The organism is Flavobacterium sp. B183, from assembly GCF_023539155.1.
Classification (GTDB): Bacteria; Bacteroidota; Bacteroidia; order Flavobacteriales; family Flavobacteriaceae; genus Flavobacterium; species Flavobacterium tructae.
The window spans coordinates 1,393,349-1,418,652 of record NZ_CP097434.1; the positions used below are offsets into that span (position 1 = coordinate 1,393,349).

22 protein-coding genes, 2 tRNA genes and 4 pseudogenes are annotated in these 25,304 nt (G+C 36.4%); 17 read left to right on the top strand and 11 right to left on the bottom strand.

Annotation, left to right across the window (positions count from 1 at the left end; translation table 11 throughout):
- Positions 1–47: 47 nt before the first annotated feature.
- The 4 genes from M4I44_RS06235 to M4I44_RS06250 all read left to right on the top strand — a co-directional run bounded on the left by M4I44_RS06235 (position 48) and on the right by M4I44_RS06250 (position 2,800).
- Positions 48–1,394, top strand: a complete 1,347-nt coding sequence (locus M4I44_RS06235; protein ID WP_249966834.1) for a sigma-54 dependent transcriptional regulator — start codon at positions 48–50, stop codon at positions 1,392–1,394.
- An 82-nt stretch (positions 1,395–1,476) separates the two neighbouring features.
- Complete coding sequence (locus M4I44_RS06240) at positions 1,477–2,157, top strand: hypothetical protein (protein WP_249966835.1); 681 nt, start codon at positions 1,477–1,479, stop codon at positions 2,155–2,157.
- Entirely contained in the window at positions 2,157–2,708 is a 552-nt protein-coding gene (locus M4I44_RS06245; RefSeq protein WP_249966836.1) for a hypothetical protein, read from the top strand. Before M4I44_RS06240 ends, M4I44_RS06245 begins: the two co-directional genes overlap by 1 nt.
- Positions 2,645–2,800 carry an ATP-binding protein gene (locus tag M4I44_RS06250; RefSeq protein ID WP_249967411.1) on the top strand — a complete coding sequence of 52 codons (156 nt, stop codon included), beginning with the start codon at positions 2,645–2,647 and terminating at the stop codon, positions 2,798–2,800. The genes M4I44_RS06245 and M4I44_RS06250 overlap by 64 nt, the downstream gene beginning before the upstream one ends.
- A gap of 15 nt (positions 2,801–2,815) precedes the next feature.
- Here M4I44_RS06250 and M4I44_RS06255 read toward each other — a convergent pair whose 3' ends face one another.
- From M4I44_RS06255 to M4I44_RS06280, 6 genes and pseudogenes are all read right to left on the bottom strand, one after another.
- Complete coding sequence (locus tag M4I44_RS06255) at positions 2,816–3,142, bottom strand: MGMT family protein (RefSeq protein WP_017494699.1); 327 nt, start codon at positions 3,140–3,142, stop codon at positions 2,816–2,818.
- A 179-nt stretch (positions 3,143–3,321) separates the two neighbouring features.
- On the bottom strand, positions 3,322–3,609 hold the full coding sequence (locus M4I44_RS06260; protein ID WP_232424312.1) for a hypothetical protein: 288 nt from the start codon (positions 3,607–3,609) through the stop codon (positions 3,322–3,324).
- 67 nt (positions 3,610–3,676) lie between these two features.
- A complete protein-coding gene (locus tag M4I44_RS06265; protein WP_249966837.1) occupies positions 3,677–3,955 on the bottom strand; it encodes a hypothetical protein in 279 nt (92 codons plus the stop codon).
- A gap of 43 nt (positions 3,956–3,998) precedes the next feature.
- Positions 3,999–4,674 (bottom strand): annotated as a pseudogene (trmB, locus tag M4I44_RS06270) (tRNA (guanosine(46)-N7)-methyltransferase TrmB).
- Positions 4,675–4,932: 258 nt separating this feature from the next.
- A pseudogene (locus tag M4I44_RS06275) lies at positions 4,933–6,310 on the bottom strand (ammonium transporter).
- Positions 6,311–6,569: 259 nt separating this feature from the next.
- Positions 6,570–7,060 (bottom strand): annotated as a pseudogene (locus tag M4I44_RS06280) (nuclear transport factor 2 family protein).
- 345 nt (positions 7,061–7,405) lie between these two features.
- Here M4I44_RS06280 and M4I44_RS06285 point away from each other — a divergent pair.
- Positions 7,406–8,071, top strand: coding sequence for a hypothetical protein (locus M4I44_RS06285; protein WP_249966838.1), 666 nt, complete (start codon positions 7,406–7,408; stop codon positions 8,069–8,071).
- 308 nt (positions 8,072–8,379) lie between these two features.
- Here the strand turns inward: M4I44_RS06285 and wrbA are convergent, their stop codons facing one another.
- A complete protein-coding gene (gene wrbA, locus M4I44_RS06290) occupies positions 8,380–9,540 on the bottom strand; it encodes an NAD(P)H:quinone oxidoreductase (RefSeq protein WP_249966839.1) in 1,161 nt (386 codons plus the stop codon).
- Between the two features lie 549 nt (positions 9,541–10,089).
- On the opposite strand from wrbA, the gene M4I44_RS06295 reads away from it, so the two are divergent.
- The gene (locus tag M4I44_RS06295) at positions 10,090–10,629 is read left to right on the top strand and encodes an oxidoreductase (RefSeq protein ID WP_249966840.1); all 540 of its coding nucleotides are present in this window, start codon (positions 10,090–10,092) and stop codon (positions 10,627–10,629) included.
- Between the two features lie 106 nt (positions 10,630–10,735).
- On the opposite strand, the gene M4I44_RS06300 is transcribed toward M4I44_RS06295, so the two are convergent.
- Positions 10,736–11,050 carry an HPF/RaiA family ribosome-associated protein gene (locus M4I44_RS06300; protein ID WP_070906039.1) on the bottom strand — a complete coding sequence of 105 codons (315 nt, stop codon included), beginning with the start codon at positions 11,048–11,050 and terminating at the stop codon, positions 10,736–10,738.
- Between the two features lie 580 nt (positions 11,051–11,630).
- Between M4I44_RS06300 and M4I44_RS06305 the strand changes: the two genes are divergently transcribed.
- From M4I44_RS06305 to M4I44_RS06315, 3 genes are all read left to right on the top strand, one after another.
- Positions 11,631–11,864, top strand: coding sequence for a hypothetical protein (locus M4I44_RS06305; protein ID WP_249966841.1), 234 nt, complete (start codon positions 11,631–11,633; stop codon positions 11,862–11,864).
- A 128-nt stretch (positions 11,865–11,992) separates the two neighbouring features.
- Positions 11,993–12,493, top strand: a complete 501-nt coding sequence (locus M4I44_RS06310; RefSeq protein WP_249966842.1) for a hypothetical protein — start codon at positions 11,993–11,995, stop codon at positions 12,491–12,493.
- Between the two features lie 101 nt (positions 12,494–12,594).
- Positions 12,595–12,993 carry an HNH endonuclease gene (locus tag M4I44_RS06315; RefSeq protein WP_249966843.1) on the top strand — a complete coding sequence of 133 codons (399 nt, stop codon included), beginning with the start codon at positions 12,595–12,597 and terminating at the stop codon, positions 12,991–12,993.
- 15 nt (positions 12,994–13,008) lie between these two features.
- On the opposite strand, the gene M4I44_RS06320 is transcribed toward M4I44_RS06315, so the two are convergent.
- Positions 13,009–13,749, bottom strand: a complete 741-nt coding sequence (locus M4I44_RS06320; RefSeq protein WP_249966844.1) for an AsmA-like C-terminal region-containing protein — start codon at positions 13,747–13,749, stop codon at positions 13,009–13,011.
- Positions 13,750–13,927: 178 nt separating this feature from the next.
- Positions 13,928–15,469 (bottom strand): hypothetical protein, encoded by a 1,542-nt coding sequence (locus M4I44_RS06325; RefSeq protein ID WP_249966845.1) that lies wholly within the window; start codon positions 15,467–15,469, stop codon positions 13,928–13,930.
- A 244-nt stretch (positions 15,470–15,713) separates the two neighbouring features.
- Between M4I44_RS06325 and trxA the strand changes: the two genes are divergently transcribed.
- From trxA to M4I44_RS06355, 6 genes and pseudogenes are all read left to right on the top strand, one after another.
- Entirely contained in the window at positions 15,714–16,031 is a 318-nt protein-coding gene (gene trxA, locus M4I44_RS06330; RefSeq protein WP_012023423.1) for a thioredoxin, read from the top strand.
- A 290-nt stretch (positions 16,032–16,321) separates the two neighbouring features.
- Positions 16,322–18,894: pseudogene (locus M4I44_RS06335) on the top strand (M1 family metallopeptidase).
- Positions 18,891–19,817, top strand: coding sequence for a DUF58 domain-containing protein (locus tag M4I44_RS06340; protein ID WP_017494711.1), 927 nt, complete (start codon positions 18,891–18,893; stop codon positions 19,815–19,817). The pseudogene M4I44_RS06335 and the gene M4I44_RS06340 overlap by 4 nt, the downstream one beginning before the upstream one ends.
- Before the next feature lie 86 nt (positions 19,818–19,903).
- Positions 19,904–19,977, top strand: a tRNA-Asp gene (locus M4I44_RS06345).
- Between the two features lie 675 nt (positions 19,978–20,652).
- Positions 20,653–20,726, top strand: a tRNA-Asp gene (locus tag M4I44_RS06350).
- Positions 20,727–20,944: 218 nt separating this feature from the next.
- The gene (locus M4I44_RS06355) at positions 20,945–21,766 is read left to right on the top strand and encodes an AraC family transcriptional regulator (protein ID WP_249966846.1); all 822 of its coding nucleotides are present in this window, start codon (positions 20,945–20,947) and stop codon (positions 21,764–21,766) included.
- 215 nt (positions 21,767–21,981) lie between these two features.
- Here the strand turns inward: M4I44_RS06355 and M4I44_RS06360 are convergent, their stop codons facing one another.
- Positions 21,982–22,842, bottom strand: coding sequence for a LexA family transcriptional regulator (locus tag M4I44_RS06360; RefSeq protein WP_249966826.1), 861 nt, complete (start codon positions 22,840–22,842; stop codon positions 21,982–21,984).
- A gap of 96 nt (positions 22,843–22,938) precedes the next feature.
- Here M4I44_RS06360 and M4I44_RS06365 point away from each other — a divergent pair, with 96 nt between their 5' ends.
- Positions 22,939–23,118 carry a hypothetical protein gene (locus M4I44_RS06365; protein ID WP_249966825.1) on the top strand — a complete coding sequence of 60 codons (180 nt, stop codon included), beginning with the start codon at positions 22,939–22,941 and terminating at the stop codon, positions 23,116–23,118.
- Positions 23,119–23,126: 8 nt separating this feature from the next.
- On the top strand, positions 23,127–25,295 hold the full coding sequence (locus M4I44_RS06370) for a hypothetical protein (RefSeq protein WP_249966824.1): 2,169 nt from the start codon (positions 23,127–23,129) through the stop codon (positions 25,293–25,295).
- The last annotated feature ends 9 nt before the right edge of the window (positions 25,296–25,304 follow it).

Consider the following 25,304-nt stretch of genomic DNA (forward strand, 5'->3'; position numbering starts at 1 on the left):
TCGGAAATGAACAGTTGACCGTTCAGAATCGGACAAAAAAAGACAGCATGCGAAAGAAACAAGCCCATATTTTAATCGTCGACGATCAGGAAGAAATTCTTTTTTCGGCAAAAATGATTCTCAAAAAACATTTTGAAACCATTTTTACGACCAACAGTCCCAAAAAAATTATCTCCATTTTAAACGAGAATGAAATAAATGTGGTTTTATTGGACATGAACTATCGAATTGGTTTTGAAGATGGACGCGAAGGAATTCATTGGTTGAAGGAAATTAAAACACTTTCGCCAAAGACTGTTGTGATTTTAATGACTGCTTTTGGTAAAATTGACACTGCGGTTGAAGGAATTAAAATTGGGGCTTTTGATTATGTTTTGAAACCCTGGAACAATGAAAAACTACTGGAAATTATTGATAAGGCTGTAGTAGAGAGTCGAAAGAATGGTAAAAAAGAAATAGTAGAAAAACCAACCAAAAGTTATTTTACAGGAACCTCTCCTAAAATTAAGCAGGCTTACGGTATTGCCGAGAGAGTTGCCAGGACAGCTGCTAACGTTTTAATTTTAGGTGAAAACGGAACCGGAAAGTATGTTTTTGCTGAGTTCATCCATTTGAATTCAGAACGAAAAGAGCAGCCTTTTGTGCATGTCGATCTGGGGTCACTGAGTGATAACTTGTTTGAAAGTGAACTTTTTGGATATGCCAAGGGGGCTTTTACAGATGCTAAAACAGATACTGCGGGAAGATTTGAAGCGGCTTCGGGTGGTACGATTTTTCTGGATGAGATAGGGAATATTCCGTTACATCTGCAATCCAAACTGTTACATGTTTTACAAACCAAAACCGTAACCCGTTTGGGCGAAAGCAAAGCAAGACCGTTGAATGTAAGGATCATTGCGGCTACCAATGCCGATATAAAAGCAGAAGTAAAAAATAAAACGTTTAGGGAAGATTTACTGTACCGAATCAACACCATGGAGATTCATTTACCTTCTTTGCGTGAGCGAAAAGACGATATTATCCCGATGGCTAATTTTATTTTGGATAAAATTGCTGAAAAATACAATCAGGAGAATTGGTGTTTTGATGATAATGTTGGACCCTATTTAGAAAAATATCCGTGGAAAGGAAATATTCGGGAATTAGAGAATAAGATTGAGCGTGCCTTAATTTTGGCCGATAATCATACTATTTCGGTAACCAATCTGGATATTTTGGATTTCGAAGAACTTCAGGAAAACGACGAAAATCCACTGTCTGAAATGGAAAAAAGTGCCATCGAGAAAACATTGTTTAAGAATAATGGAAATATCAGCAAAACAGCTGAAGAACTTGGGCTTTCAAGAGCCGCTTTGTACAGAAGAATTGAAAAATACGATCTGAGAAACATCTAAACTTAAAAATAGTTTCGAACGACTTTGAAAGATTTTCATTAGATAGTAAACTTTTGAATCTGTCGGAATAAAAAATAAAACAATGAAGAACTGGAAATTTTATAACGCTTTGTTTGCAAGGATTCTGTTGGTGATGATTCCCTTTTTCTTTTGTGTCTTTTTGATTTACAAAGAACTGTATTACAATGCAATTCTGGTTGGTTTTGTCGTTTTTCTATTGTTGTCTGAAATGTATTTTTTTGTTAAAGGGCAAACCTTGTTTTACGATAAAATGCTTTTATCGATCCTGCAGGATGATTTTTCGAATAATTTTCCGGAAGAAAGCAAAAAGGAGAATTTCAGGAACTTGTTTTTACTTTATGATAAGTTAAAAGTTCAACGACAGGAACAGACGTCAAAAGAGCGCATCTATCAGTCCATTTTAAATAATATCGACACCGCTACTTTAATTCTCGAGAAAGAAGGTGAGGACTGGAATCTTTTTTTAATGAACGATTGCTTCTCAAACTTATTCAAAGTGCCAAAAGTAAGCCAGTGGAAGTATCTTAAAAACTATTTGCCCTCCCTTTGTGAGGAAATCGAAAAGACCAATTTTATAGAATTGAAAACGGCTATTTCGATCAAGATCGAAGATCAGGATTTACAGACTTTTGTGCTTCAGACTTCGCATACGAAATGTATGACAAAGAATATTTTATTATTCTGCTGGACAGCATTCAGCGTGTTATCGAGAAAAAAGAAAAGGAAGCCTGGATCAATCTGATGAAAATTATCTCGCACGAGTTAATGAATTCGCTAACGCCAATCCGTGCACTTTCGCAAAATTTACTGCAAATAGTTGATCAGGACGAATTAGAAGAGGATGATTTTGAAGATATTAAAAGCAGTATTTCGACTATTATCAATCGAAGCGATCATTTGCAGGTTTTTGTAGAAAATTATCGAAAACTGGCCATGCTGCCGACTCCGACTAAAAAAATGACTCCTATAAAGGTTCTTTTTGAAGACTGTCTTCGGGTAATGAGTCCAATTTTAAAGACGGAAAATATAGAACTGGTAAACGAAATTAATAGTTCAAGATCGATTTTAATTGATAAAAGTCAGATAGAACAGGTAATTATCAATCTGATTACCAATAGTATTTATGCTTTGAAAGAAAAGCGCGAAAAGAAGATGTTCTTGTCATCGTATACTGAAAACAATCGCTTTTTATTACCATTTCGGATAACGGAAAAGGAATTGATACCGAGATCAGAGATAAAGTTTTTCTGCCTTTTTTCACCACCAGAAAAGATGGTGCCGGAATTGGACTAACGCTTTCTAAAAATATCATCGAAGCGCACGGAGGGTATTTGAGTTATCAAACCGATGAAGACAAGACCAGCTTTGTAATTTGTCTGATTTAGTTATAAGGAGCGGTTTTAAGGTTCTATTTTCGGCTGCCAGAAATGTTTTTCAAAATCTATAATTTGATTGTCTACAACATTAATGCCTTCGCTTTCAAGTAACTGTTGCATTAAATTGGTTCCGTCAAAATGGTGTTTTCCGGTGAGAAGCCCTTTTCTGTTTACCACACGGTGGGCGGGAACATCATCCATGTTGTGACAGGCATTCATGGCCCAGCCTACCATTCGGGCAGAGCGGGCTGTTCCTAAAGCTTTGGCAATTGCGCCATAAGAAGTTACTTTTCCGTACGGAATTTGTCGGGCGATTGCATAAACTCTTTCAAAAAAATTATCTTCAGCCATAATTTGTAGCACAGGTTAAAGGGTGAGAAATGATTTTACTAACGAAATTTTCACGCAGATTTTATGCATTAAAATGAAGCCCATTTTTTTAATTTATGAAGGAAAGAATCTGCTTAATCCGCAAAATCTGCGTGAAACTAAAATTTTACAAATAAATAATAATCTGAACTTACATTTTATTAGCTGAAATAGTAAGTCAAAATATTAAAAAGCGTGAGTACGGCAATTAATCCTGTGATGCTTCCAATAATGGTATTCATGTTTTTCATCAGATAGTCTGTTTTCTTCTCGATTCTTCCAAAGAAACCAATGTAGCTGTATAAAGCGGCAAATGAGCCTAAAACAGATCCGAATACAAAAGTAAAAATAATGTTGTTTTCAAATGCAAAAAGGTGGTAAGAGGCCAAAGTAACACTTACAACCACATAATACGGAATAGGGAAGAAGTTAAGTCCTGAAAGCAGCATTCCCAGAAAGAAACGACTTTTTTTACTGGTTTTTTTATTTTCGATTTTTTGGCTTTCGGTTCTTTGGCTATAAACAAAAATAAACGGTTAAAACAGAGAAAATAACAAATCCTACTTCGCGTAACAATGTCACTACATCCGGCCGATTGTCGATGACGCGTGCAAAAAAAACGGCTAAAGAAACCTGAAAAAAGATCACTAAGACAGCTCCCGCAACAAACCATAAAGCATTTTTTTTCCCCTCTTTCAAATTTACTTTGGCTGCCGTCATGTTGATTAAACCTGGTGGAATAATCCCAATGAAAGCGGCAAGAAAACCTGAAAGTAATGGGGTAAGTAATGCCATTCAGTTGATTGATGGGTTATGAAAAAAAGTTTTTAAAATTAAATTAGTCTTTAATTTTAAAACGAATATACGTAATTGCCTTGTTAATCTCTAAATATTGTTTTTCATAAAAGTCTGGAATGCCGTAACTTCTTCAGGGCTTCCTTCATTTTTATATACATTATGATTGGCGTATAAAACCTCGTGACCTTCACCGTGAAGTAATCCCAACGTGTAACCGTGCATGAATTCGCTGTCGGTTTTTAAGTTTACGACACCGTCTTTTTGAGGATTCTTTTGTATAATTTCAAGAACTCCGAATTGGTCATACGGTGTTTGGTTCTCTTGTATTTGATTTGCGGATCCGGAAAAGTAATCCAGATTTCGTCCACTTCATTGTCGGCAAAAATATGATTGATTAGTTCGATTTGAGTTCGAACAAATGCAACGTTGTGTAATCCGTTTTCAACAGCGGTTTTGGCACCTCTCCAGAAACGGGCTCCTTTAATATCAATTCCAATAAAATTTTTGTTTGGATATCTTTCCGCTAATCCTACAGAATATTCTCCTTTTCCACATCCCAATTCTAAAACTAATGGATTATCATTTTTAAAGAAATCAGAATTCCATTTACCTTTCAAAGGCATTAAATCGCCTACAACTTCTTCTCTGGTTGGTTGAAAAACGTTTTGAAATGTTTCGTTTTCTCTGAATCTTTTTAGTTTATTTTTACTTCCCACTTTTACAAAAATTTTCAGCAAAATTAAGGAATATAAACGAATGTAAATAGTACAATTAGCTTTAAAAGTTTGCCTTCACGAATTTTCATCAAGGATATTTTTTTTTCGCCACGAATTCACGAATTAATTTAAGCGGTTTGGTTGGAAAAAATTAGTGTAAATTAGTGGAATTCGTGGCAACCCTTTTTTAGCCGCAGATTTTATGGATTAGCACAGATTGAAAAATCATTTTAGTCCATTTAATCTGTGGCAAAAGAATTAACCATAATGGACTTCAGTAATAGCTTTTAATTTAGGGTCAAGTGTTTCATCGTGTTGGGATAAATCCAATCCGATATGTTCGTTCTCTTCAGAAACACGCAACGGAATAATGAAATTGGTTACCTTAAATAAAAAGTACGCTCCGAAAAAAGTAAAAATAGAAACCAATACCAACGCCATCATGTGATGTGCAAATACATTCCAGCCTCCGTGTAACAAACTCGCATCTTCACCATGAGCAAAAATAGCAGTTAGAATCATTCCATAATTCCACCTACACCGTGACAGGCAAAAACATCAAGGGTATCATCGAATTTTTTGATAAGCGACAGTTTACAACCGAATTAGAAACCAGAGCCGTTATAAATCCAAAAAACATACTTTCAGGAACTGAAACATAACCAGCAGCCGGAGTAATGGCAACCAAGCCTACTACAGCTCCAATACAAGCGCCAAGAGCCGAAACTTTTCGGCCGTTCATTCGGTCAAAGAAAACCCAGGTTAACATGGCTGCAGCCGATGAGGTTGTAGTTGTCGCAAAAGCCATTGCGGCGGTTCCATTGGCTGCAAGAGCCGAACCGGCATTGAAGCCAAACCATCCAAACCATAGCATTCCGGTTCCTAATAATACAAACGGAATATTGGTTGGAATGTGCTGATTGTTTTTTCTTTTTCCTAAAACCAGTACTCCTGCCAAAGCCGCAAATCCTGAACTCATGTGTACAACGGTTCCTCCTGCGAAATCTTTTACGCCAAAATAACTGCCTAAAATACCTGTTGGATACCAAACAGAATGGCACAATGGCGCGTAAATAAAAATGGTAAAAAGACTGATAAAAAGTAAATACGATATAAAACGAACGCGCTCTGCAAAAGAACCAGTGATAATGGCCGGAGCAATAATCGCAAATTTCATTTGAAACAATGCAAAAAGCATAAACGGAATCGTGCTGGCCAATTGTTTATGAGGCAGAACTCCCACATAATCCATAAAAGCAAAAGTGGTTGGATCACCAAAGAAACTATAAAATGACCTCCTAAATTTAGCCCTACAGGATCGCCAAAAGCCAGACTAAAGGCCACTACAACCCATAAAAGCGTGACAACCCCAAACAGATAAAGCTCTGCAACATGGTCGAAATCACATTCTTCTTGCCAACCATTCCGCCGTAAAAAAAGACAGTCCCGGAGTCATGATTAAAACCAGACAGCAGGACGTTAACATCCAGGCGACATCGGCAGGAACGATATGATCGGTTGTGCCAAATTCAGCTAATACGTAACTATTTTCGGTGATAGTTGGCCAAAAAGCACCAGTAACGCAAACAATACTGATGATAATAAAGGAAATGATCCAGCGTTTTTCTATTTTCATTTTTCAAATACTTTATGTGTCCCTATTTTTTAGGGTTAAAGTTATGAAAAAATGAATATTATGGTTTTTAGGGGTGTAAAAACAGAGGTGTTGTTTTTATTTTAGTGGATTTTGTAAAATACACCCTGTTTTTTGAGGGTATTTTATTTTGCACTTCTAAAAAAGAGACAAAATTGCCAATTGTATTATAATAAAATTGGCAAAGTGTACTGTAAAGGGCGTAAAAAGTTAGGATTGTAAAAAGAAAGTCCAAAAATGTTTATTTTTTTTGAAGCTTTGCAATCAAAACGTCTTCGATAGGAGCCTTAATTTTGATCGCTGCATTTACTTCCTCATTAGGAACCGTCATGGATAAAACATAATGTTGGATTTTCCATTCTTTCCCTACTTTAATCAAAACCCCGATCCGCGGCAAATTTTCATTTGTGTATTTAACAGTTCGTCAAACCAAGCAATTTTTCCGGTTTTGTCGAAAAAGATGTGACGTTCTAAAGCTTTGAAATTCCAGGCCGTTCCTTTGTCAAAATAGGGTTTGGCCCAAACTTTAAAATCTTTTTTGATCCAGTTTTCGGTGGCATCAGTTCCGATGAAAATAGCATCTTCGGCCATTAAATCAAAATAAGCATCAAATTTTACTTCGCCTGCTGCTTTGTGCCAGGCATCAATGGTTTGGTTGACTTTGTCTTTTTCAGAAGTCTGTGCGTTTGCAAAAAAGGTAACAAATAATAAAAGTAAGATTGGTTTTTTCATAAGTGGTTTGTTTTGGATTTAAAGGTAGCAAATATTTTTTGAAAGGTTCTGAGGTATTGAGGTACAAAGGTTCAAAGATGCAAAGGTACAATGGTGCAGTTTTTTGGATGATTAAACATACCGTTTGTCATTTCGACGAAGGAGACCCGAGCGATAGCGAACAGGTGAAGCAAATCTTTGCAAGTAACTCTGTAATGTTCTTATTTTTAAACCTGCATGAAACATTAACTTTGCGACTCTGCGTCTTCGCGAGCCCAAATAGCCAAGTAAAACTTAAATTATCTTACATCACTTATATGGTATAATAGGATTTAGTATATTTGATAGCTTTAAAATCGATACATCATGAATCCAAAAATACTCATTACCTCATTAGTACTTTCCTCTATCTTTTTAACTTCCTGCAAAAAGGAATTAGAACCTCAGGAAAACACACCAAATTCTGAATTGGTAAAACTGGGATTGGCAAAAGATACGACAAAAGCAGCCCCTGTTGTTCAGGCTCCTACTGCAGCAAATCCAAATACAGTTTTGAGTGCTAATGGCGGAATGAATCCTGCACACGGACAACCCGGACATCGTTGTGATATTGCTGTTGGGGCGCCTTTAAATTCGGCTCCTACACAAGGACAAACCACAACGACACAGCCTGCACAAACCGTTCAGGTAAAACCGGGGCAGCAAAATGTAGTGACTACAACAACTGTTACGCCAACAAAAGTGGCTAAAGGCATGAATCCTGCCCACGGACAACCCGGACACCGTTGCGATATTCCGGTGGGAGCTCCGTTAAATTCTCCAGCTGCTGCCAAACAACCTGTTGTCGCCAATACAGCACAAAGCGGAACTGCTTCGCAAACCTTTACCGTAACACCTCCGGCGACAGACAATGCTGTTCCGGCTTTGTTAAGTACAGAAACAGCAACTGTAGCCGATGGAAAAAATCCCGCACACGGAAAACCCGGGCATCGCTGCGATATTGCAGTTGGGGCGCCATTACCGAAATCATAAGGAAGTCGAGAATTGTATAAATAATAATCTGGGCGTGCCACCAATATAAAAAGGGGCTGACTATTGCAATCGCTTAGTCGCCCCTTTTTATATTGCTGTCGGGCTTTCGCTGCTACTTCGGTAGCTTAGCTCTATCCCTCACGCGAAAAACTAGGTTGTATTATAAAATATGGGTAGTCCTTATGAGCGATGTCATTAAGCTAAGTTTTTTTAAACACAATCCCTTTGCGATTTCAAAGCAAAGCGTAATTCACGAAACTTTGTGGTCTTTGCGTAATTCTTTGCGAACTTTGCGGTAAAATTTTCCTTTATTCAATTTCAAAAATTGCCTGAATTTCAACAGCCGAATTAATCGGTAACGAAGCAGCGCCAATGGTTGCTCTGGCATGTTTTCCTTTTTCTCCAAAAACCAGCGCGGTCAGGTTTGAAGCCGAATTCATAAGGGCTGCATGTTGTGTATAATCAGGAGTGGTGTTGAAATATCCTGTTAACTGTACACATTGTTTTACTTTGTTCAAATCGCCACCGCAAGCCTCTTTTAAAACCGCAATTACATTTAGCATCGTTTGATAGGTAGCTTCTTTGGCCTGATCATCGGTAACTGTTGCGCCAACTTTTCCGGGATTTAGAATCTTTCCGTCTTTTAAAGCCACCTGATTAATGTACACTTTATGATCAGAAATCGTAAACGGAACATAATTCCCAACCGGTTTAGGGGCTTCAGGAAGCGTAATATTATTGTCTTTTAAGGTTTTGTTGATATCGCTTTTAACTTCAATAGCAGTTGTTTTTATTCCTTTACTATTTTCAGTATTTTTCAATCCCGAAGCCACTCTTGCCAAAGCTTTTCCTTGTTCTTTGGCTAAATTCAATTCGCTTTGTGACGGACGTGTTCCGACAGATCCTGCTAATGAAGTAGCTCCAAACGGAGTATTTCCTTGTGGAACTGTTTTGTCCAAAGTGGCCGTTCCCATGATTCCCGTTGGAACGATTACCATTCCGTGAGAAGCAAGAATATTCCAGAACGATAAAATCGCAGCTTCTTTTCCGGCTCCAGATCCTGCCGACATAAAGACAGTAGCCGGTTTTCCTTCCAGAACTCTTGAAGTCCAAAGCGGAATACTCTGGCTGAAGAAGGAACTTATATCGGCACTAATATTTGCAAAATGAACAGGACTTCCAAATGCGATTCCGTCATAATTGGCCAATTCTTCGATTGTTGCAATGGGTAATTTTTCTACATCAGCATTCAGTTTTTCTTTAGGATTGATCGAAGGAACACGTTTTATAATTGCTTTTGCATTGGGATATTCCTGAATTCCGTCGGCAATAGACTTGGCCATTTTATAAGTTCCGCCGTTTTGAGAATAGATCAAAACCAGGACATTTATTTCAGATGATTTTACTTGCGCATTTACGCCAAAGCCTATAAATACTGCGATTAATAATACGAGTAGTTGCTTTTTCATGAGGGTAATTTTTAATAATTTGTAATGGATAATCTCAATTAAGAAATTTGTTCTATTTTGACAACCAAGTTTCTCTTTTGGGACTGCAAAATTACTTCTTACAATATCAAAAAGCGTTATTATTATCTTAATTAAGGTTTTTGGGTATAATTTATTTTAGGTTCCATCAGGACGAATATATTTATAAAAAAAATCAAGAATAATATATTTAGAGCTCCGGAGGAGCAATAAATTTATAGGAAATTAAAAATGCACATCAACAGAACCCCATCGGGGTGACCTATCAAATTGTGCTAAAATTATATGTCGCTCCGCTGGAGCTGGATTGTAACAACGCATACTAAAATTAGTCTATAGATATATTGCTCCGTTGGAGCTTTAAATCAAAAAAACAAAGAAATCTGCGGGAAACAAAAAAAAGTAATTATTCTAATCTGTGAAATCTGTGGCAAAAAAAGTAACTTCGAGCAAACAAATCGCCTTACTTATGAAAAAGCAATTCTGTACGGAGCAAGCGGACTAGTAGGTTCCTATATTCTCGAAAATTTGTTGAACAACGATAACTACGAACAAGTAATAGTTGTAGTAAGGAAAGATCTAAACATCCAGCATCCAAAACTAAAAACACTGATAGGTGATTTTAACACCCTATCCAAAGTAATAAAAGACATTCAGGCCGATGATGTTTTTATAGCTCTTGGTACCACACAGAAGAAAACGCCTGATAAAAAGTTATATTATCAAATAGATCACGATTACCCAATTCTGGCAGCAAAACTGGCGAAAGAAAACGGTGCAAAAGCTGTTTTTCTGGTTTCGGCACTTGGTGCAAATGCGAAATCGTCGATATTTTATACGAAGTTAAAAGGAGAAACCGAGCAGGGGATCATCAGTCTGAATTTAGAGCATACTTATATCTTTCGTCCTTCGATGATTTTAGGAGACCGAAAAGAAAGCCGACCGATGGAAAAAGTATTTATTGGAATATTCAAATTAATCAACCCATTGTTTGTTGGAGAGCTAAGTAAGTACAAAGGAATAGAAGCCGAAGATATCGCCAAAGCAATGGTAAAAGCGCAGAGCAATTAGATCAGAAAGTAAAAATACTGCATTGGGAAGAAATGACGGCTTTGTTAAAATAAAAATGGCCTTATCCGGATTAGAGATAAGGCCATTTTTATGGATGGTATATAAATTAATACGCTTTCATTTTTTCGAAAGTAGTAGTAAGAGATTTTTTTGCCTTAGCCAATGCACCAATAAAAGCTTTTTCAAGCGTATCGGCATGGTCTGTAACGGTTACTGGTTGTAATTTTGCAGTACGAACTTCAATCACACATTTTTTGTCGTGCAGGCTAAATTTCTCCCCGTTTTCGTCTCCAAAATGAACTTCAACGCGGGTAATTTTATCTTCAAAACGCTTCAAGCCTTTTTCTAATTCACCAGAGAAATAAGCTTCTAATCTTTCGTGTCCTTCGATGTTCTTGTCGGTATTGATCTGAATTTTCATAATTGGTTTGTATTTAATGATTGTCTCTCAAAGCTATCTTTTTTTAGACAAAAACACAAGTAGGTTAATAAAACATTAAGAAATAAATTATGCTTTTTTACGCTCAGTTTGGCATTCCGAGGCACGAGGAATCACACCAGAAACTCCGCCTAGTTTGTAATACCGAATATCAAGTTGAGCGTCAGGCTGAGCAGCATGCAGAGTGTCAGGTTGAGCGAAGTCGAAACCCTCACCCTCAATTTAGAAAAAATGCCACAGATTATAAGATTAAAATGATTACAAAAATCTGTGCAATCTGTGGCTATTAAATTTAGAAATGTCAGGCTGAGCGACATGTAGAGTGTCACACCCAGTGTCAGGCTGAGCGAAGTCGAAGCCCCAGTTATTAAGTTAAAAACTAAGAAAACCCTCCATAACTTTTTTGCTTTTTATATCTTCGCAGTCCTAAACACAAAGATCATGAACTCAGAAAAACTTTTGCCCGCGTGGTACGGTGGCGGTATTGGAAACAACTGCAACGCTCTTTGTGGCGTAGGACACCTAACCCATTCGGGTTTTATATTTCCTAAACACAAAGATTATGAGTACAAACACCCTTTCCAAAGAAACCGAATTAAGGTTAACTGATTTTTTCAGCAATTCGATTGATCCTGCAACAATGGCCAAAACCATTCGCCAGGTAAACTATGCGCTTGCTTTAAGCATAATGCAGGAACACGAATCCCTACAATCCGAGAAAACAAACCTCCAAAATGGTTTTTACTGGCTCAATCAATTAGCCGAGATTTTAAATCCGTATCTGGATGTTGAATAAACCAGAAAAGCCACTGTGAAAGTGGCTTTTTTATTTCCGTTCAGTTTTGTCATTTCGAAGAATGAGGAAAAGTTAATTTGGGATATAATTTTAAAAATATAAAGTTATTTTTACTAAAAACTACATAAATGACCAAGATAGAAAATACCACAATATCTTATTGGAGCCTCAAATCAGTTTCGCACGATGATCTTAAATATAAAAGTATTGACGGCTATAAGGATGAAATCGAAACAAAATATGTGTATGACGAATCAGTTCCCAATCATAAACAAATTAAGTCAGGTGATGTCGTAGTTCTTATTGATAAGAAAAATGTTCTTGGTTTAGCGAAAATATCCCAAATCGTTGTTTTCAATGGAGAAAAGACAAGAAGAAGATGCCCTGAATGTGGAAGTATTAGTTATGAACCTCGAAAAACTAGAACTCCTAAATATCGCTGTGAATGTAAGTATGAATTTGATGAACCAAAGGAAGAAAAAATTAATGTAACTAATTTTGAAGCATATTATAGTACAAGTTTTATATTGCCAGAAAAGATACTCTCCATTGATATTTTAAAACCCTTTTATCATAGAGGGTATAATTCAAATAATTCAATGCAAAGCATGAGTGAAGATTTTTTATAAAGTATTATAAAGCGGAAATAGAAAAGTTAAATAAAGAATTTATTTATCCTTCAGCTGAAGAAGCACTAAATTATTTAAGTGATTCTTTTGAAGATGATTATTTGCCATCATATAAAGATGAAAGACCTAAGATAATTCAATCCATATATGCTCGTCGTGGTCAAAAGGAATTTAGAGATTCTTTACGCAAGCGGTATGGTGACAAATGTATGGTGACGGGTTGTGAAATATTAGATGTGATAGAAGCTGCACATATTAATCCTTACAAGGGAAAGAAGGATAATCATGTTACTAATGGTTTACTTTTGAGATCGGATATTCATACTCTTTTCGATTTAAATTTAATCGGAGTAAATCCAGAAACGTTTAAAATTGAAGTTTGTAAATCTTTATTTAAAACGGAATATGAAGGACTAAATAATGCTAGTTTGGCTTTTGAAGAAGGTAAAGGGCCATCAGCAGCTGCACTGGGGATTAGATGGGATTTGTTCCGTAAATAAGAACGTAAAAATATCCTACTTATCCCTCTTCCCCCACTTAATTTTCATTTTTCCGTTATCGTCAACGGCAAGTAGATGCAGGACGATTCCACGTTCGCGGACGGCATCGCGTTCGGCTTGGGTGGCGAGTTTGGCGTCGTTTTTCGAGTTTCGAAGGGGGACGGTGAGGGCGAGATTGGTGCCTTGGCCGAAAGAGTAAATTCCGTTGACATCGATGTTTAACACGTTGGAACTTATAGTGAGATTGTTGATGTCGATCTGCTCTCCGCGCATATTGAGCTGACCGGATAAATCGCTAAAGGTGATGTTCTCGACATCACGGAACGGAAAGGCAAACTTGCCGATTTTCACAATAGGCTCAAAGTTAACCAAAGCGCCCTGATTGACTTTAAACCCCAGTTTTCCGCGCATCGAGTTGCTAATCAATTCGCCACGGCTATTGATAAAACCGTTTACGCTGGCTGTACTCGTTAGCTTTCCTTTGATGTTGTTGGGGCTAAAAGACTGAATCCCGAAATTGTTAAACGACTTTAAAAAGCTTGCAATTTCGACCCTGTTTACCTGAGCATTCGAACTGAAAGCATAGTTTTTTCCGTTTGGCACCACTTCACTGTCAAAAGTAATAGTGCCTCCGGACGTTTGCAGCGAACCGTTTTTGATGACCAGTTTCGAGTCCAGCATCTGAATTCGGGCGGTGGTATTGGTGGCAACGAGCTTGTTGTAATTGATTTTGTCGGCTTTGATATCGATTACCACCGAGCATTTGTCGATTACACTTCTCAGATGATTCGAAATCGTGGGCTTTTGGCAGTCTTGGCCGGGCCTTTTACTTTTTGTGAACTGGCCAGAACGCCCAGAAATTGTTTGAGATCGATATTCGGGCAATAGATTTTCCAGTTGACAATCATTTTTTCGGGAGCATTATAATAGAGGTTCAGGAAATTGTCAATTTCTCCTTCGATGAAAATCGTATTCTTATTGTGTTTGTAGGCAATTTGTTTGATGAGTAAAGCTTTCTCGGTAAAGTCAAGATGTATGTTGGTTTTACAGCACGAACATTCTTCGGAATATAATGAAACGAGGCGTCGTCAACATCTATTTTGCCAATAAAACGCGGTTTGGTAATGTACAGATCAACAATGTCAAACTGAAACGCCAGGTTGGCTTTGGCATGACCGCTTGTAAACTGAATCCACTTGTCGTTGCTTATTTGGTTGAGTCTTTCAATATCGAAATCAGAACTGAGGTTTCCGGTGGCCAGCGGTTTCTCAAGATTATTGATCGATAATTGCGGAATGGTAAGCGGAATGTTTTCGTATTCGCCTGTAAATTGTGTTAGAATAATAGCTGAATTGGCATCGTTATAACCGGCCGTTGGTTTGAAATTATTGGTAAAAATGCCTTTAAAATGACAGTCTTTAATCAATCCATCCGGTATAGAAAGTTCGTTATTTTTGGCGATCGCCTGAACGACAATTCTGGGATCACCTTCGGCATTAAAATCGCCTTTGATGTCACAATTTACCTCAATTTCTTTTTTCAGATTAAATCGGTTAAGCTTAGAACTGATATTTGCCGATAATAAGTTCGATGCATTTTGCCATAAAATAGACGTACTAATATTGATTCCGAAAAGTGCATTTCCTTTAGCCAGATTAAAAAAAGCGATGATGTCAAAAGAGTCTGTTCCAATTTTTAGGTCCTTAGTCACCACGTCAATTCTTTCTTTTGGAGCGGAATAAGCTACTGCAAAAGTACCTTTGAGTTCTTTTTGTTTTGCAAAACTTCCATGTACGGTATTAAAAGCAAGACTTTTAATTTGGGTGTTTAGATAAACATCGGTTTGCCAGTTGTCGCCGTCATGCTCTACTTTCGATTGTAAGCGATCGATATCAAAATCAAACAATTTATGCCCAAGCAAATTGTTTAAAGTAAAGTGAACTCCGTTTAGTTCAATCTGGTCAATTGTAGTTTCGGTATCTGATTTGTCTTTTGGTGCTTTTTTCTTTTTTGGCTTAAAAATATTAGCATTCGAATAACCGTTCGGTGCTTTATATACGTAGATAGCCGCGTCGTTGATGAGGATTTTGTGAATATTGATTTCGTTTTGAATTAAACTCCAAACGTTCAGGCGTACTTCTATTTCCTGTGCTTTCAGTAAAGTGTGTTGGTGCGTGGCCCATTGATTGTCTTTGACTTCAACTTCTTTTAAAGCCAGGGTAAAGTTGGGAAAACCAGTCAGAAACTTATAATGAAAATCTCCAATATGAAATTTCCCGTTGATGTTTTCATTGATTTTAGTGTTGATCTTGGTAATGATTTCGGCTTTATTTTGGTTAAAATAAATCGATAATCCACCACAGGCAAGAAGGAGTAAAGCAATGATTCCTAATATGAAAAAGCAAAAACGTCTGACATATTTTTTTAAACGAAGCGATTGAAAAAAGTTTTTGATGTGGAGTAAAGCGGCTTTCATCGGGAAGAATTTTCTGAATCCTTAAAGATAAGGTAAAATATGGAGGTTTCTTTAAAAAGATATAATTCAGACTTGAGTAGGTTAAAACTTATAATTTTTGTTTTTTGAATGAATATAATTAATGACAATACATTTATAATGAAAACTAATTTGGTTATGGTGTTTCATTTGTATTTAATTTTTAAATTTGTGGTCTAGTTTGAAACGAAACAATTCAGACAATAATTTTAAAAGACAAAAAATTATGGCATTAGCAATTACAGATGCTACTTTTGATGAAGTAGTTTTGAAGTCAGATAAACCGGTAATGGTAGATTTTTGGGCAGCATGGTGCGGTCCTTGTAGAATGGTTGGTCCAATCATTGACCAATTAAGCGACGAATACGCAGGTAAAGTTGTAGTAGGTAAAGTAGATGTAGATGCTAACCAGGAATTTGCTGCAAAATACGGTGTTCGTAATATACCAACTGTTTTGGTTTTTCATAACGGTGAAGTAGTAGGAAAACAAGTAGGAGTTGCTCCGAAACAAACCTACGCAGATAGTTTAGACGCTTTGTTGTAATCGAAAGATTATAATTTATATAAAAAAGGTTCGGCGAAAGTCGGACCTTTTTTATTTGGTTTTTGCCACGACCTGAGCGATAGCGAACTGGCGAAGTAATTTCACGAATTAGTACGAATTATTTATTTTAATAGTGTTTATAAAAGGTTGCCACAGATTAGAATGATTCTCACAGATTGGAAAATTATTTTAATCTATGTAATCTGTGGCAAAAGAATTTTAATTCATGCTAATTCGTGAGATTAGTGGCAAACTTTTTTATTTTTAACGAATCTTATATTCCTTTAAAAATGAAAATTTCCTATAGCTTACTCTGCTTTTTTGTGTTTACTACAATTGGTTTTTCCCAGTCGAAACAAAAAGAAAAATTAATTTTAGAGGACGGTGTTTCAGAGCAGTTAGCACATTTTCGAAAAAAGCAGATTTCGAAACTCACTTATGGGTTGTCTTTTGAAATTCCGGAGAAAAAAGCGCAATCCATTAATGCCGAATTGGTGTTGGATCTTGTTCTTGCTGACGGTAGCGAGCCTTTGTATCTCGATTTTAAAGAGAAGACTCAAAATATTAAATCAGTTACAGCAAACGGGAAAAATATCCCAATTGTGCATCAAAAAGGGCATATTATAATTCCTGCAGAGGGTTTGGTAAAAGGAAAAAATACGATTGCAATTTCTTTTATTGCAGGTGACTTGTCTTTAAACCGAAACGATGATTTCTTGTATACTTTACTGGTTCCCGATCGTGCCAGCACTTTATTTCCGTGTTTGGATCAGCCGGATATCAAAGCAACTTATAAATTGAAGCTAACGGTTCCAAAAGACTGGTCGGTTCTGGCTGGAGCATATGTAGAGGAGAAGTTTGAAAAAGATGATTTTACAAGTTACACCTTTGGAGAATCCGATAAAATGAGTACTTATTTGTTCTCTTTTGTAGCAGGAAAGTTTAAAAGCATCACGGAGAAACCAGGTTTAGAAATGACCATGTTGTACCGCGAAAACAATGCAGAAAAACTAAAAAGCAGCACCGATACTATTTTTAAACTGCACCAACAATCCTTAGATTTTTTAGAAAAATATACGCATTATAAATTTCCGTTTCAGAAGTTAGATTTTGCTTCGATTCCTGTTTTTCAGTATGGCGGAATGGAGCATGTTGGAGCGATACAATATAAAGAATCAACTTTGTTTCTGGATAATAGTGCTACAGATAGCGAGAAACTCGATCGTGCCAAATTAATTGCGCATGAAACTTCACACATGTGGTTTGGAGATTTGGTTACCATGAAATGGTTTGACGATGTCTGGATGAAAGAGGTTTTTGCTAATTTCATGGCCGACAAAATCATGAATCCGATTTTTCCTAAAGTCAATCATAATTTACAATTTTTAACGGCACACTATCCTAATGCATATGGCGAGGATCGTTCGTTGGGTACGCATCCAATCAAGCAAAATCTTGCCAATCTTAAAAATGCAGGATCACTTTACGGAGCCATTATTTACAACAAAGCACCTATTATGATGCGTCAGTTAGAAGCTTCGATGGGAAAAGTAGCTTTTCAGAAAGGAATCGAAAAGTATATTAAAAAGTACGCCAACGATAATGCTGACTGGAACAATCTGGTAGGAATTCTGGATGCCGAAACACCTTTGGATATGAAAAAATGGAGCGAAGTCTGGGTAAATAAATCTGGAAGAGCCATTTTTACAGATAAGATTGCCTACGATGCTCAAAACCGAATTTCGAGCTTTGAAATTACACAGCAGGCAGAAGATCGTTCGGCTAACGTATGGCCTCAGATTTTTGATATTGGTTTGATTTATCCTAACAGCGTAAAAGTGATCAGTGCTACTATAAAAGACAAAAGTCTGTCGCTGAAAGAAGCAATTGGGCTCGAAAAACCAATAGCTGTTATTTACAATTATAATGGTTTTGGGTATGGTGTTTTTCCGCTTGACGGGAATAATTTAGATTCTGTTTTAAGCCTACAGGATGAGGTGGCAAGAGCTTCGACTTACATTAATATTTATGAAAATACCTTAACGGGAAATGTCGCTCCGGTAAAAGCTTTCGATTGTTTTGTGAAAGGAATTCAGCAGGAGCAAAACGAATTGGTGCTGAAAATAATTACGAATCAAACCAGTGCTGTTTTTTGGAAATATCTCACGCAAAAACAGCAAAATAGAGCACAAAAACAGCTTGAAGAAGTAGTTTTTGATCGTTTGAAGACCAATTTACCTAGCAATATCAAGAAAACATTGTTTAATCTGTTCAGTTCGATTGCTTATTCAGATTCAGGAAAAGTAAAACTATATGCGATTTGGAGTAAAGAAACGGTAATTTCAGGTTTGAAATTAAACGAAGACGATTATACGAACATGGCCATGAATCTGGCTATATTTAAGCATGAAAAAGCAGATGAGATTCTGAATAAAACCAAAACTTCGATTAGTAATCCCGACAAGCAAAAACGATTTGAATTTCTGCTTCCTTCATTATCTAAAGACGAAGGGTACGCGATGCTTTTGTACAATCTTTAAAAGACGATACCAACAGAGAAAAAGAAGCATGGGTTTCTGTTGGTTTAGCGAATATAAATCATCCGTTACGTCAGGAAAGTGCTCAGAGGTATATTAGATTTTCACTAGATTTGGTTGATGAAATTCAGAGAACGGGAGATATCTTCTTTCCAAAAGACTGGCTGAACAATACCATTGGGAAATATTCGTCGAAATATGCTTTTGATGAGGTACAGCGATTTTTAAAAGAGAATCCTAATTTTAGTCCAATTCTGAAAAGAAAATTAATGCAGGCAACCGACGGTTTGTACCGCGCACAAAATATTAAAAAAGAAACCGAATGAAAATTGAATCGGAAATAGAAAAAGTCTCCAGTTTTCAACATCTCGAAATGTTGGCGAATCAGGTGGTAGAAGGGTTTATTTCGGGGATGCACAAAAGTCCGTTTCATGGGTTTTCGGCCGAATTTGCCGAGCATAAAGTGTATAATGCCGGAGAAAGTACCAAACACATCGACTGGAAGCTGTTTGCCAAAACAGATCGTTTGTATACCAAACGTTTTGAGGAGGAGACCAATTTGAGGTGTCATATTATTGTCGATAATTCATCGTCTATGCATTATCCTGAACTAAAATCAAATCAGCCCTTTTACGAAAAGAAAATTGGGTTTTCTGTTCTGGCGTCTGCCGTATTGATGAATATCCTTAAAAAACAACGTGATGCTGTTGGTTTGAGCGTGTTCTCGGACAGTTATGAATATTATGCTCCCGAGAAAGGAAGTGATCGCCATCACAGAATGCTGCTCAATAAATTAGAACAGTTACTGGAACAGCCAAAAGGTAAAAAAAGTACCGATACGATTACGTATCTGCATCAGATTGCAGAGAAAATGCATCGTCGTTCGATGATTATTCTTTTTACAGATATGTTTCAGGCCGAAGAGGATGAGAAGCTTTTTAACGCCTTACAGCATCTGAAACACAACAAACATAAAGTAGTACTGTTTCATGTAGTTGACGATCAAACCGAATTGAAATTTGACTTTGATAACACGCCGCGCAAATTTATTGACCTGGAATCAGGTGAAGAAGTATCGATTTTTGCTGATAACGTAAAAGCGGAATATGAAAAAAGGGTAGAAGGCTATTTTAAAAATCTGGCTTTAACCTGTGCAAAGAACCATATTAAGTACGTTCCGGTAAATGTAGGTGACAATTTTGAAAAAATATTGACGACATATTTAGTTGAAAAACAAAACTTTGGCTAAACAATTTAAAATTTATTTAATTTTTTTTCAAAAAACACTTGCAGAAACGAAATTCTGTACTATCTTTGCAACCGCAATAACGCAGAGGTTTGGTAGTTCAGTTGGTTAGAATACATGCCTGTCACGCATGGGGTCGCGGGTTCGAGTCCCGTCCAGACCGCAATATTGGGAAAAGCCTTTCTTAACGGAAAGGCTTTTTTGCCCAAATACGGTATCTAAGATTAGTTGTGTTGTTTTGCTACGACTTTGTAACTCGTAGCTGGTTTAGTAGTTAGACCAATGAAAAGCTTTCCACTTTTGTGGATGGCTTTTTTGATTTAAGGCTATTCTGATTTTAACCGCAAGGTGCGCTAAGGTTTACGCAAAGTCCGCAAAGTTTTTTATAAGCTTTGTGGATTTTTTGGTTTTTACTTGTTTGGTTTAGCCGCAAGGTGCGCTAGGATTTACGCAAAGTCCACAAAGTTTTTTATAAGCTTTGTGGGCTTTTTGGTTTTTATTTGTTTGGTTTAACCGTAAGATGCGCTAAGATTTACGCAAAGTCCGCAAAGTTTTTTATAAGCTTTGTGGGTTTTTTGGTTTTTATTTGTTTGGTTTAACCGCAAGGTGCGCTAAGATTTACGCAAAGTCCATAAAGTTTTTTATAAGTTTTGTACACTTTGCGCTTTGAGGTTCGCAGTCTTTGAGGTTAAAAAGAAAGTAAATTCTTCTTTTTTGGTTTTATGGTCAAATTTTAAAATATTGGAATTTAATTGATTAAAAATTAATTGAAATTTATTCGTAAAAAATGCTTGCAGAAACGAAATTCTGTTGTATTTTTGCACTCGCAATAACGCACGGTTTGGTAGTTCAGTTGGTTAGAATACATGCCTGTCACGCATGGGGTCGCGGGTTCGAGTCCCGTCCAGACCGCAATATTGGAAGAAGCCTTTCTTAACGGAAAGGCTTTTTTGTTTTTTGTATTTAACCGCAAAGTGCGCTAAGATTTACGCAAGGTTCGCAAAGTTTTAATTTAGCTTTGCGAACTTTGCGTTTTTTTCTTTGCGAACTTTGCGGTTAAGTCTTAATGGTTCAGCTTTGGAATTTAATTTTCTTATATTTAAAGTTGCAAAAACATTGTATAAACTCCAATGGAATATTCAGGTCAGAAATTAGATAAGTATTACATCAAAAAAGTAGATGCCGATAAAAAAAGCATTTACTGTCACCACGATTTGATGGGGGAGTTGTTTGTGCCTACACATAAACACGACAAAGCACAGTTGTTGTATGCCGAAGGGGATGTTGTTTTTGTAACCACCGAAACTAAAACCTATTTTTTACCGGCACGTCATTTTATCTGGATTCCGAGTGGGGTGGAGCACAGCATTGAACCGAAATCGGAAAATGTTACGATGCGAAACCTGTATTTTCCGGTTGAAAAAGACGAAAATGAGTTTTATAAGAACGAGGGAATTTATCCGGTGAATAATTTACTGCTTCAAATGATGCTTTTTACGAATCGATGGAATGGCGATCTTGAGAAAGGAACTCCAAACTTTACCATCGCCAAAGCTATAAAAGCGATTCTGCCTCAAATATGTACTACGAATTTGCCTTTGGGATTACCGCAGCCAAAAGACAAACGACTTGGAAAGATTTTACGTCATATCGAGAATAATCTGGGAGAAACGATTTTATTTGCTGATGTAGCACATCAATTCGGATATAGCGAACGCTCTTTGTATCGCTTGTTTCAAAAAGATCTTGGAATGTCTTTCATTCAATATTATACTATTCGAAGAATTTTAAAAGCAATCGAATTGCTGTTAGAAAGAAAGCTTTCGGTGAAAGAGGTAGCCGAAGAAGTTGGATATAATAGTGTTCCAACTTTCAGTAATACTTTTTTTAAGATTTTAGGACAAAGGCCTTCCGATTACTTAAATGGTGAAGAGATTTTGGAGCAAAAGTAAAAACTTTGTTTCATGCTGATTTGACAGATTTCGTTATTTCACGCTAAAAATTTTCTCTCGCAGATTCCGCAGATTTTTTTTAACTCTTTAATAATATTAGGGGCTAAACCAAATATATACTATAAATAAAGGCTTTAATACTAAAAAAGGTTTAAAAAGGTTTAATTTCACTTTAATAAAAAAGGTCGAAAATTAAACGAAGGCAAAAAAAGGGTTTAATTTTTGCCTTTTAAAAGGGATTTAATATGGTCGATTTCTGCTTCTAAATCACCAACACGATCGTATAATACTGCAGGGTCAGGTAAATCAAACGAGAGGTGCATTTTTACTGCCCAGACTTCTTTTATTTGGTATGTTTCGAGAACCATATTCGGGTAATCCTTTCTATTGTCCGATTTCAAATATAAATTATCATATTTTTTTAATCGGTTCAATACTCGCTTTATTAATATACCATCATTACTGACAACCACATATATACGGTTGTCTTTTATATCTTTATTCCAATTTTCTACCCATTCAGCAACTACGTAACAGGCATCACTTAGTGTCGGAAACATAGAATGTCCTGAAACTTGAAACATTCTAAATGTACCATTATTAATATTAGGTAAACTAAACGTTGGTAAAGTCTCAACGAAGTCAGGATCACCAAAACCAACCAAATAACCTGCAGCTGCTTTTGCAGGAACTAAAACAACATTATCTTTTCCTGATCTATCAACAGTAACTACTGCTGGCATCCTACCTAACTTGTCCGAATTTACTAAAAGTGGTACATTTTCTTTATTTTTCGTTTCATTCGAAAATGTGACAGTTTTTGTGACATTTTCAGACTGTGACAATTCTTTTACATTTCGTTTTGTAATTGTCCCTTTTCCTGTCAACAAAAAATTACCATCAACATTGACGCATTTTGCATACAAAAGATCAATGTCAAATGTGTTTCGAGTGTGCCAAGATGACAAGGTTTGTCGCTTAATTCCTAAAAAATCAGCAAAATCACTATCGGTATCAAAACCGTAATGTGCTTTTAAGTCGTTTAAAATAAGGCTTTTGTTAATTTCTGTACTCATATTGCGTAAAATATGTACTCATTTTGTTGCTTTTGTATGCAAATTGCTTACATTTGTATCACTCTAACGATACAAAGGTATATAAATTTTTAAGATATGAGCATATTAATCACACAAGCAAGGAAATTTAAAACATGGGAACTGCTTCATAGTATGACTGGTAGTAGCAAAGTTTATTGTAAAAAGGTTGTTATAAACGAAAGAAATCAAAAGTCTGCAGCTGCAAAATTAATCATGGAAAAGTTCGCAGAACTTGAAAAAATCTTAATCAACTAGTCAACAAAATGCAATTATTACCTAACGACATACTAATTCGTAACTATAAAGACGGGGAAACTATCTGGTTGTCTCAACGTCTTATACTACAAGTATGTCAGGTAACGGAAGAATATTTAAGAACCCGTGCAAGAGCATTGTTTAAAAAGTCAATTCAAAAAGGTTACAAATACGGTGACTTTTTACCAAATACTGGTAGTTCATGGCGTTGGGGCAAAGTAAACGGAACATTTTATTATGATTTCGACTCTCTGCCTGATAGAAAACCAACTTACTATCGTTCAACATTTGGCGCAAAGCATGAGCTTCTACAAGCGTATGAAGCTCTGCAAGGTGCCGAAAAATCGAACAAACAAAATCACTTAAAAAGCAACATTGAATTACAAGTAAACTCATTAGTTGATAATACTGATATAACATACTACATGTATAGTGCAATGGTTGGTTTTAGTCAAAAACAAGCTGAGCAAATGGCAACTGGTAGAGCTTGGTGTTTGTGGATTTTAAAGCAACTATATAATGATAATTTCAAACAATTAGGAATTAATAAAAAGCAGGATTTCTACCAAATGTGTACTGATATGTTAGCACCGTTGGAACTTGAAGGCTTTAGAATTAATTCAGCAGCTTATTTAAGAAACAAAATTAATGAATTTCCATTGTCAGGGACGTTAAAAGATCAGTTGAACTTTTTTATCTCAGGCAAATATGGAAATGATAACGCCCAAATTGTTGGTAAATACCCATTAGTTGACGAAACAACAGGTCAAATTTATCAGTTCGATATTCATCAGGCAATGATGTTTCATTTATACATGAATCCGGGAGGCTCAACAAAAGAATATATCCGCACATTATGGGAACGTGACTACATCGAAGATGTTAAGGAATTTGATTTACAACCTGTTGCTTACCGCACATTTTGCCATCACTTAACAAGATTTAACAAACAGATACAAACTTCACGTGCAAGACATGGTGAAGATTATTATAAAAAACATGTACAGACGTATGTGACAACAGAACGTTTACAATTTGCACATTCATTATTTGCAGGCGATGGTTCGGGAACTATCAATTATAAATACAGAAAAGCAAATGGCAAATGGTCAACAATGAAACTTTATGTAATTCTTATTACTGATGTTTCTAGCCGTTTTATTGCAGGATGGTCTGCATCTCCATGTGGTTCTCACAAGGAAACTGAAGTAATGACAAAGGAAGCTGTAAAAATGGCTATCGAAAAAGGAGGAAATCAAACAATGTTTGAATTTGTATCAGATAATCACGGTGCATTTACCTCTAAAGAAAGCAAATCATTTTTAAATCTTGCTTTCAACAAAGTGAGAACAATTGAATCGGGTAACTCACAAGCTAACCCTGCCGAAACTCAATTCAGATTGTTTAAACGAAGTTTAAAAGACATTAAAAACTTTCTTTCTACATCTTGGGGAACAGGCATTGAAGGACAGGCAAATCCTGATCATTTAGATATTGATGAACTGCCTACTTATCAAGATGCATTAATCCAAATGAATGATTTAATTAACCGTTGGAACAATGCAAAGTTACGTGACGGTGTATCACCGGCAGAACGTTTCACAATTAAGCATCCTAAATGTTCTCCTTTAGAGCCTGTTGTAATGCGATACTTGTTTGCAAAACACACGAAAGTAGATGTTAGCTACATGAGAGGTTATGTGAATGTATATCGCTCAAAAGGATATGCTAATGAGCAGTTCCAATTTGAAATACCACAGTTTGGTGGCGCAGGAACTGAAATGATCGCGAAAGCAGTAGGTTACACAACCGGAGCTGAGGTAAAAGTGGTTTGGGATGAAGATTTTGCAGACTTATATACACTTGATGAAAAGTTTATAATGACTTGTCCTCGTTCTGTTGGAGCTTCCCAGTCTCATGCTGAGACTGACGACCAAAAATCTAATGCTTTAGGTCACTTAAAAGGTAGAAAATCAAAACAAACTGAATTAATCGATGAATTTGAGGCTTCATTAAATGAAGTGATCAACGATTTAGGTTACAGTCACGCTATAGCTTTTGGCGGAAACAAAGAAAATTACAATGAAAATCAGATAAATAAAGAGAATAATAACCTTAAAAACACGACCAAACAGAGAGTAAATAGAGACTTTAATCACTCTGAGTGGTCGGCCTAAATCTTACAA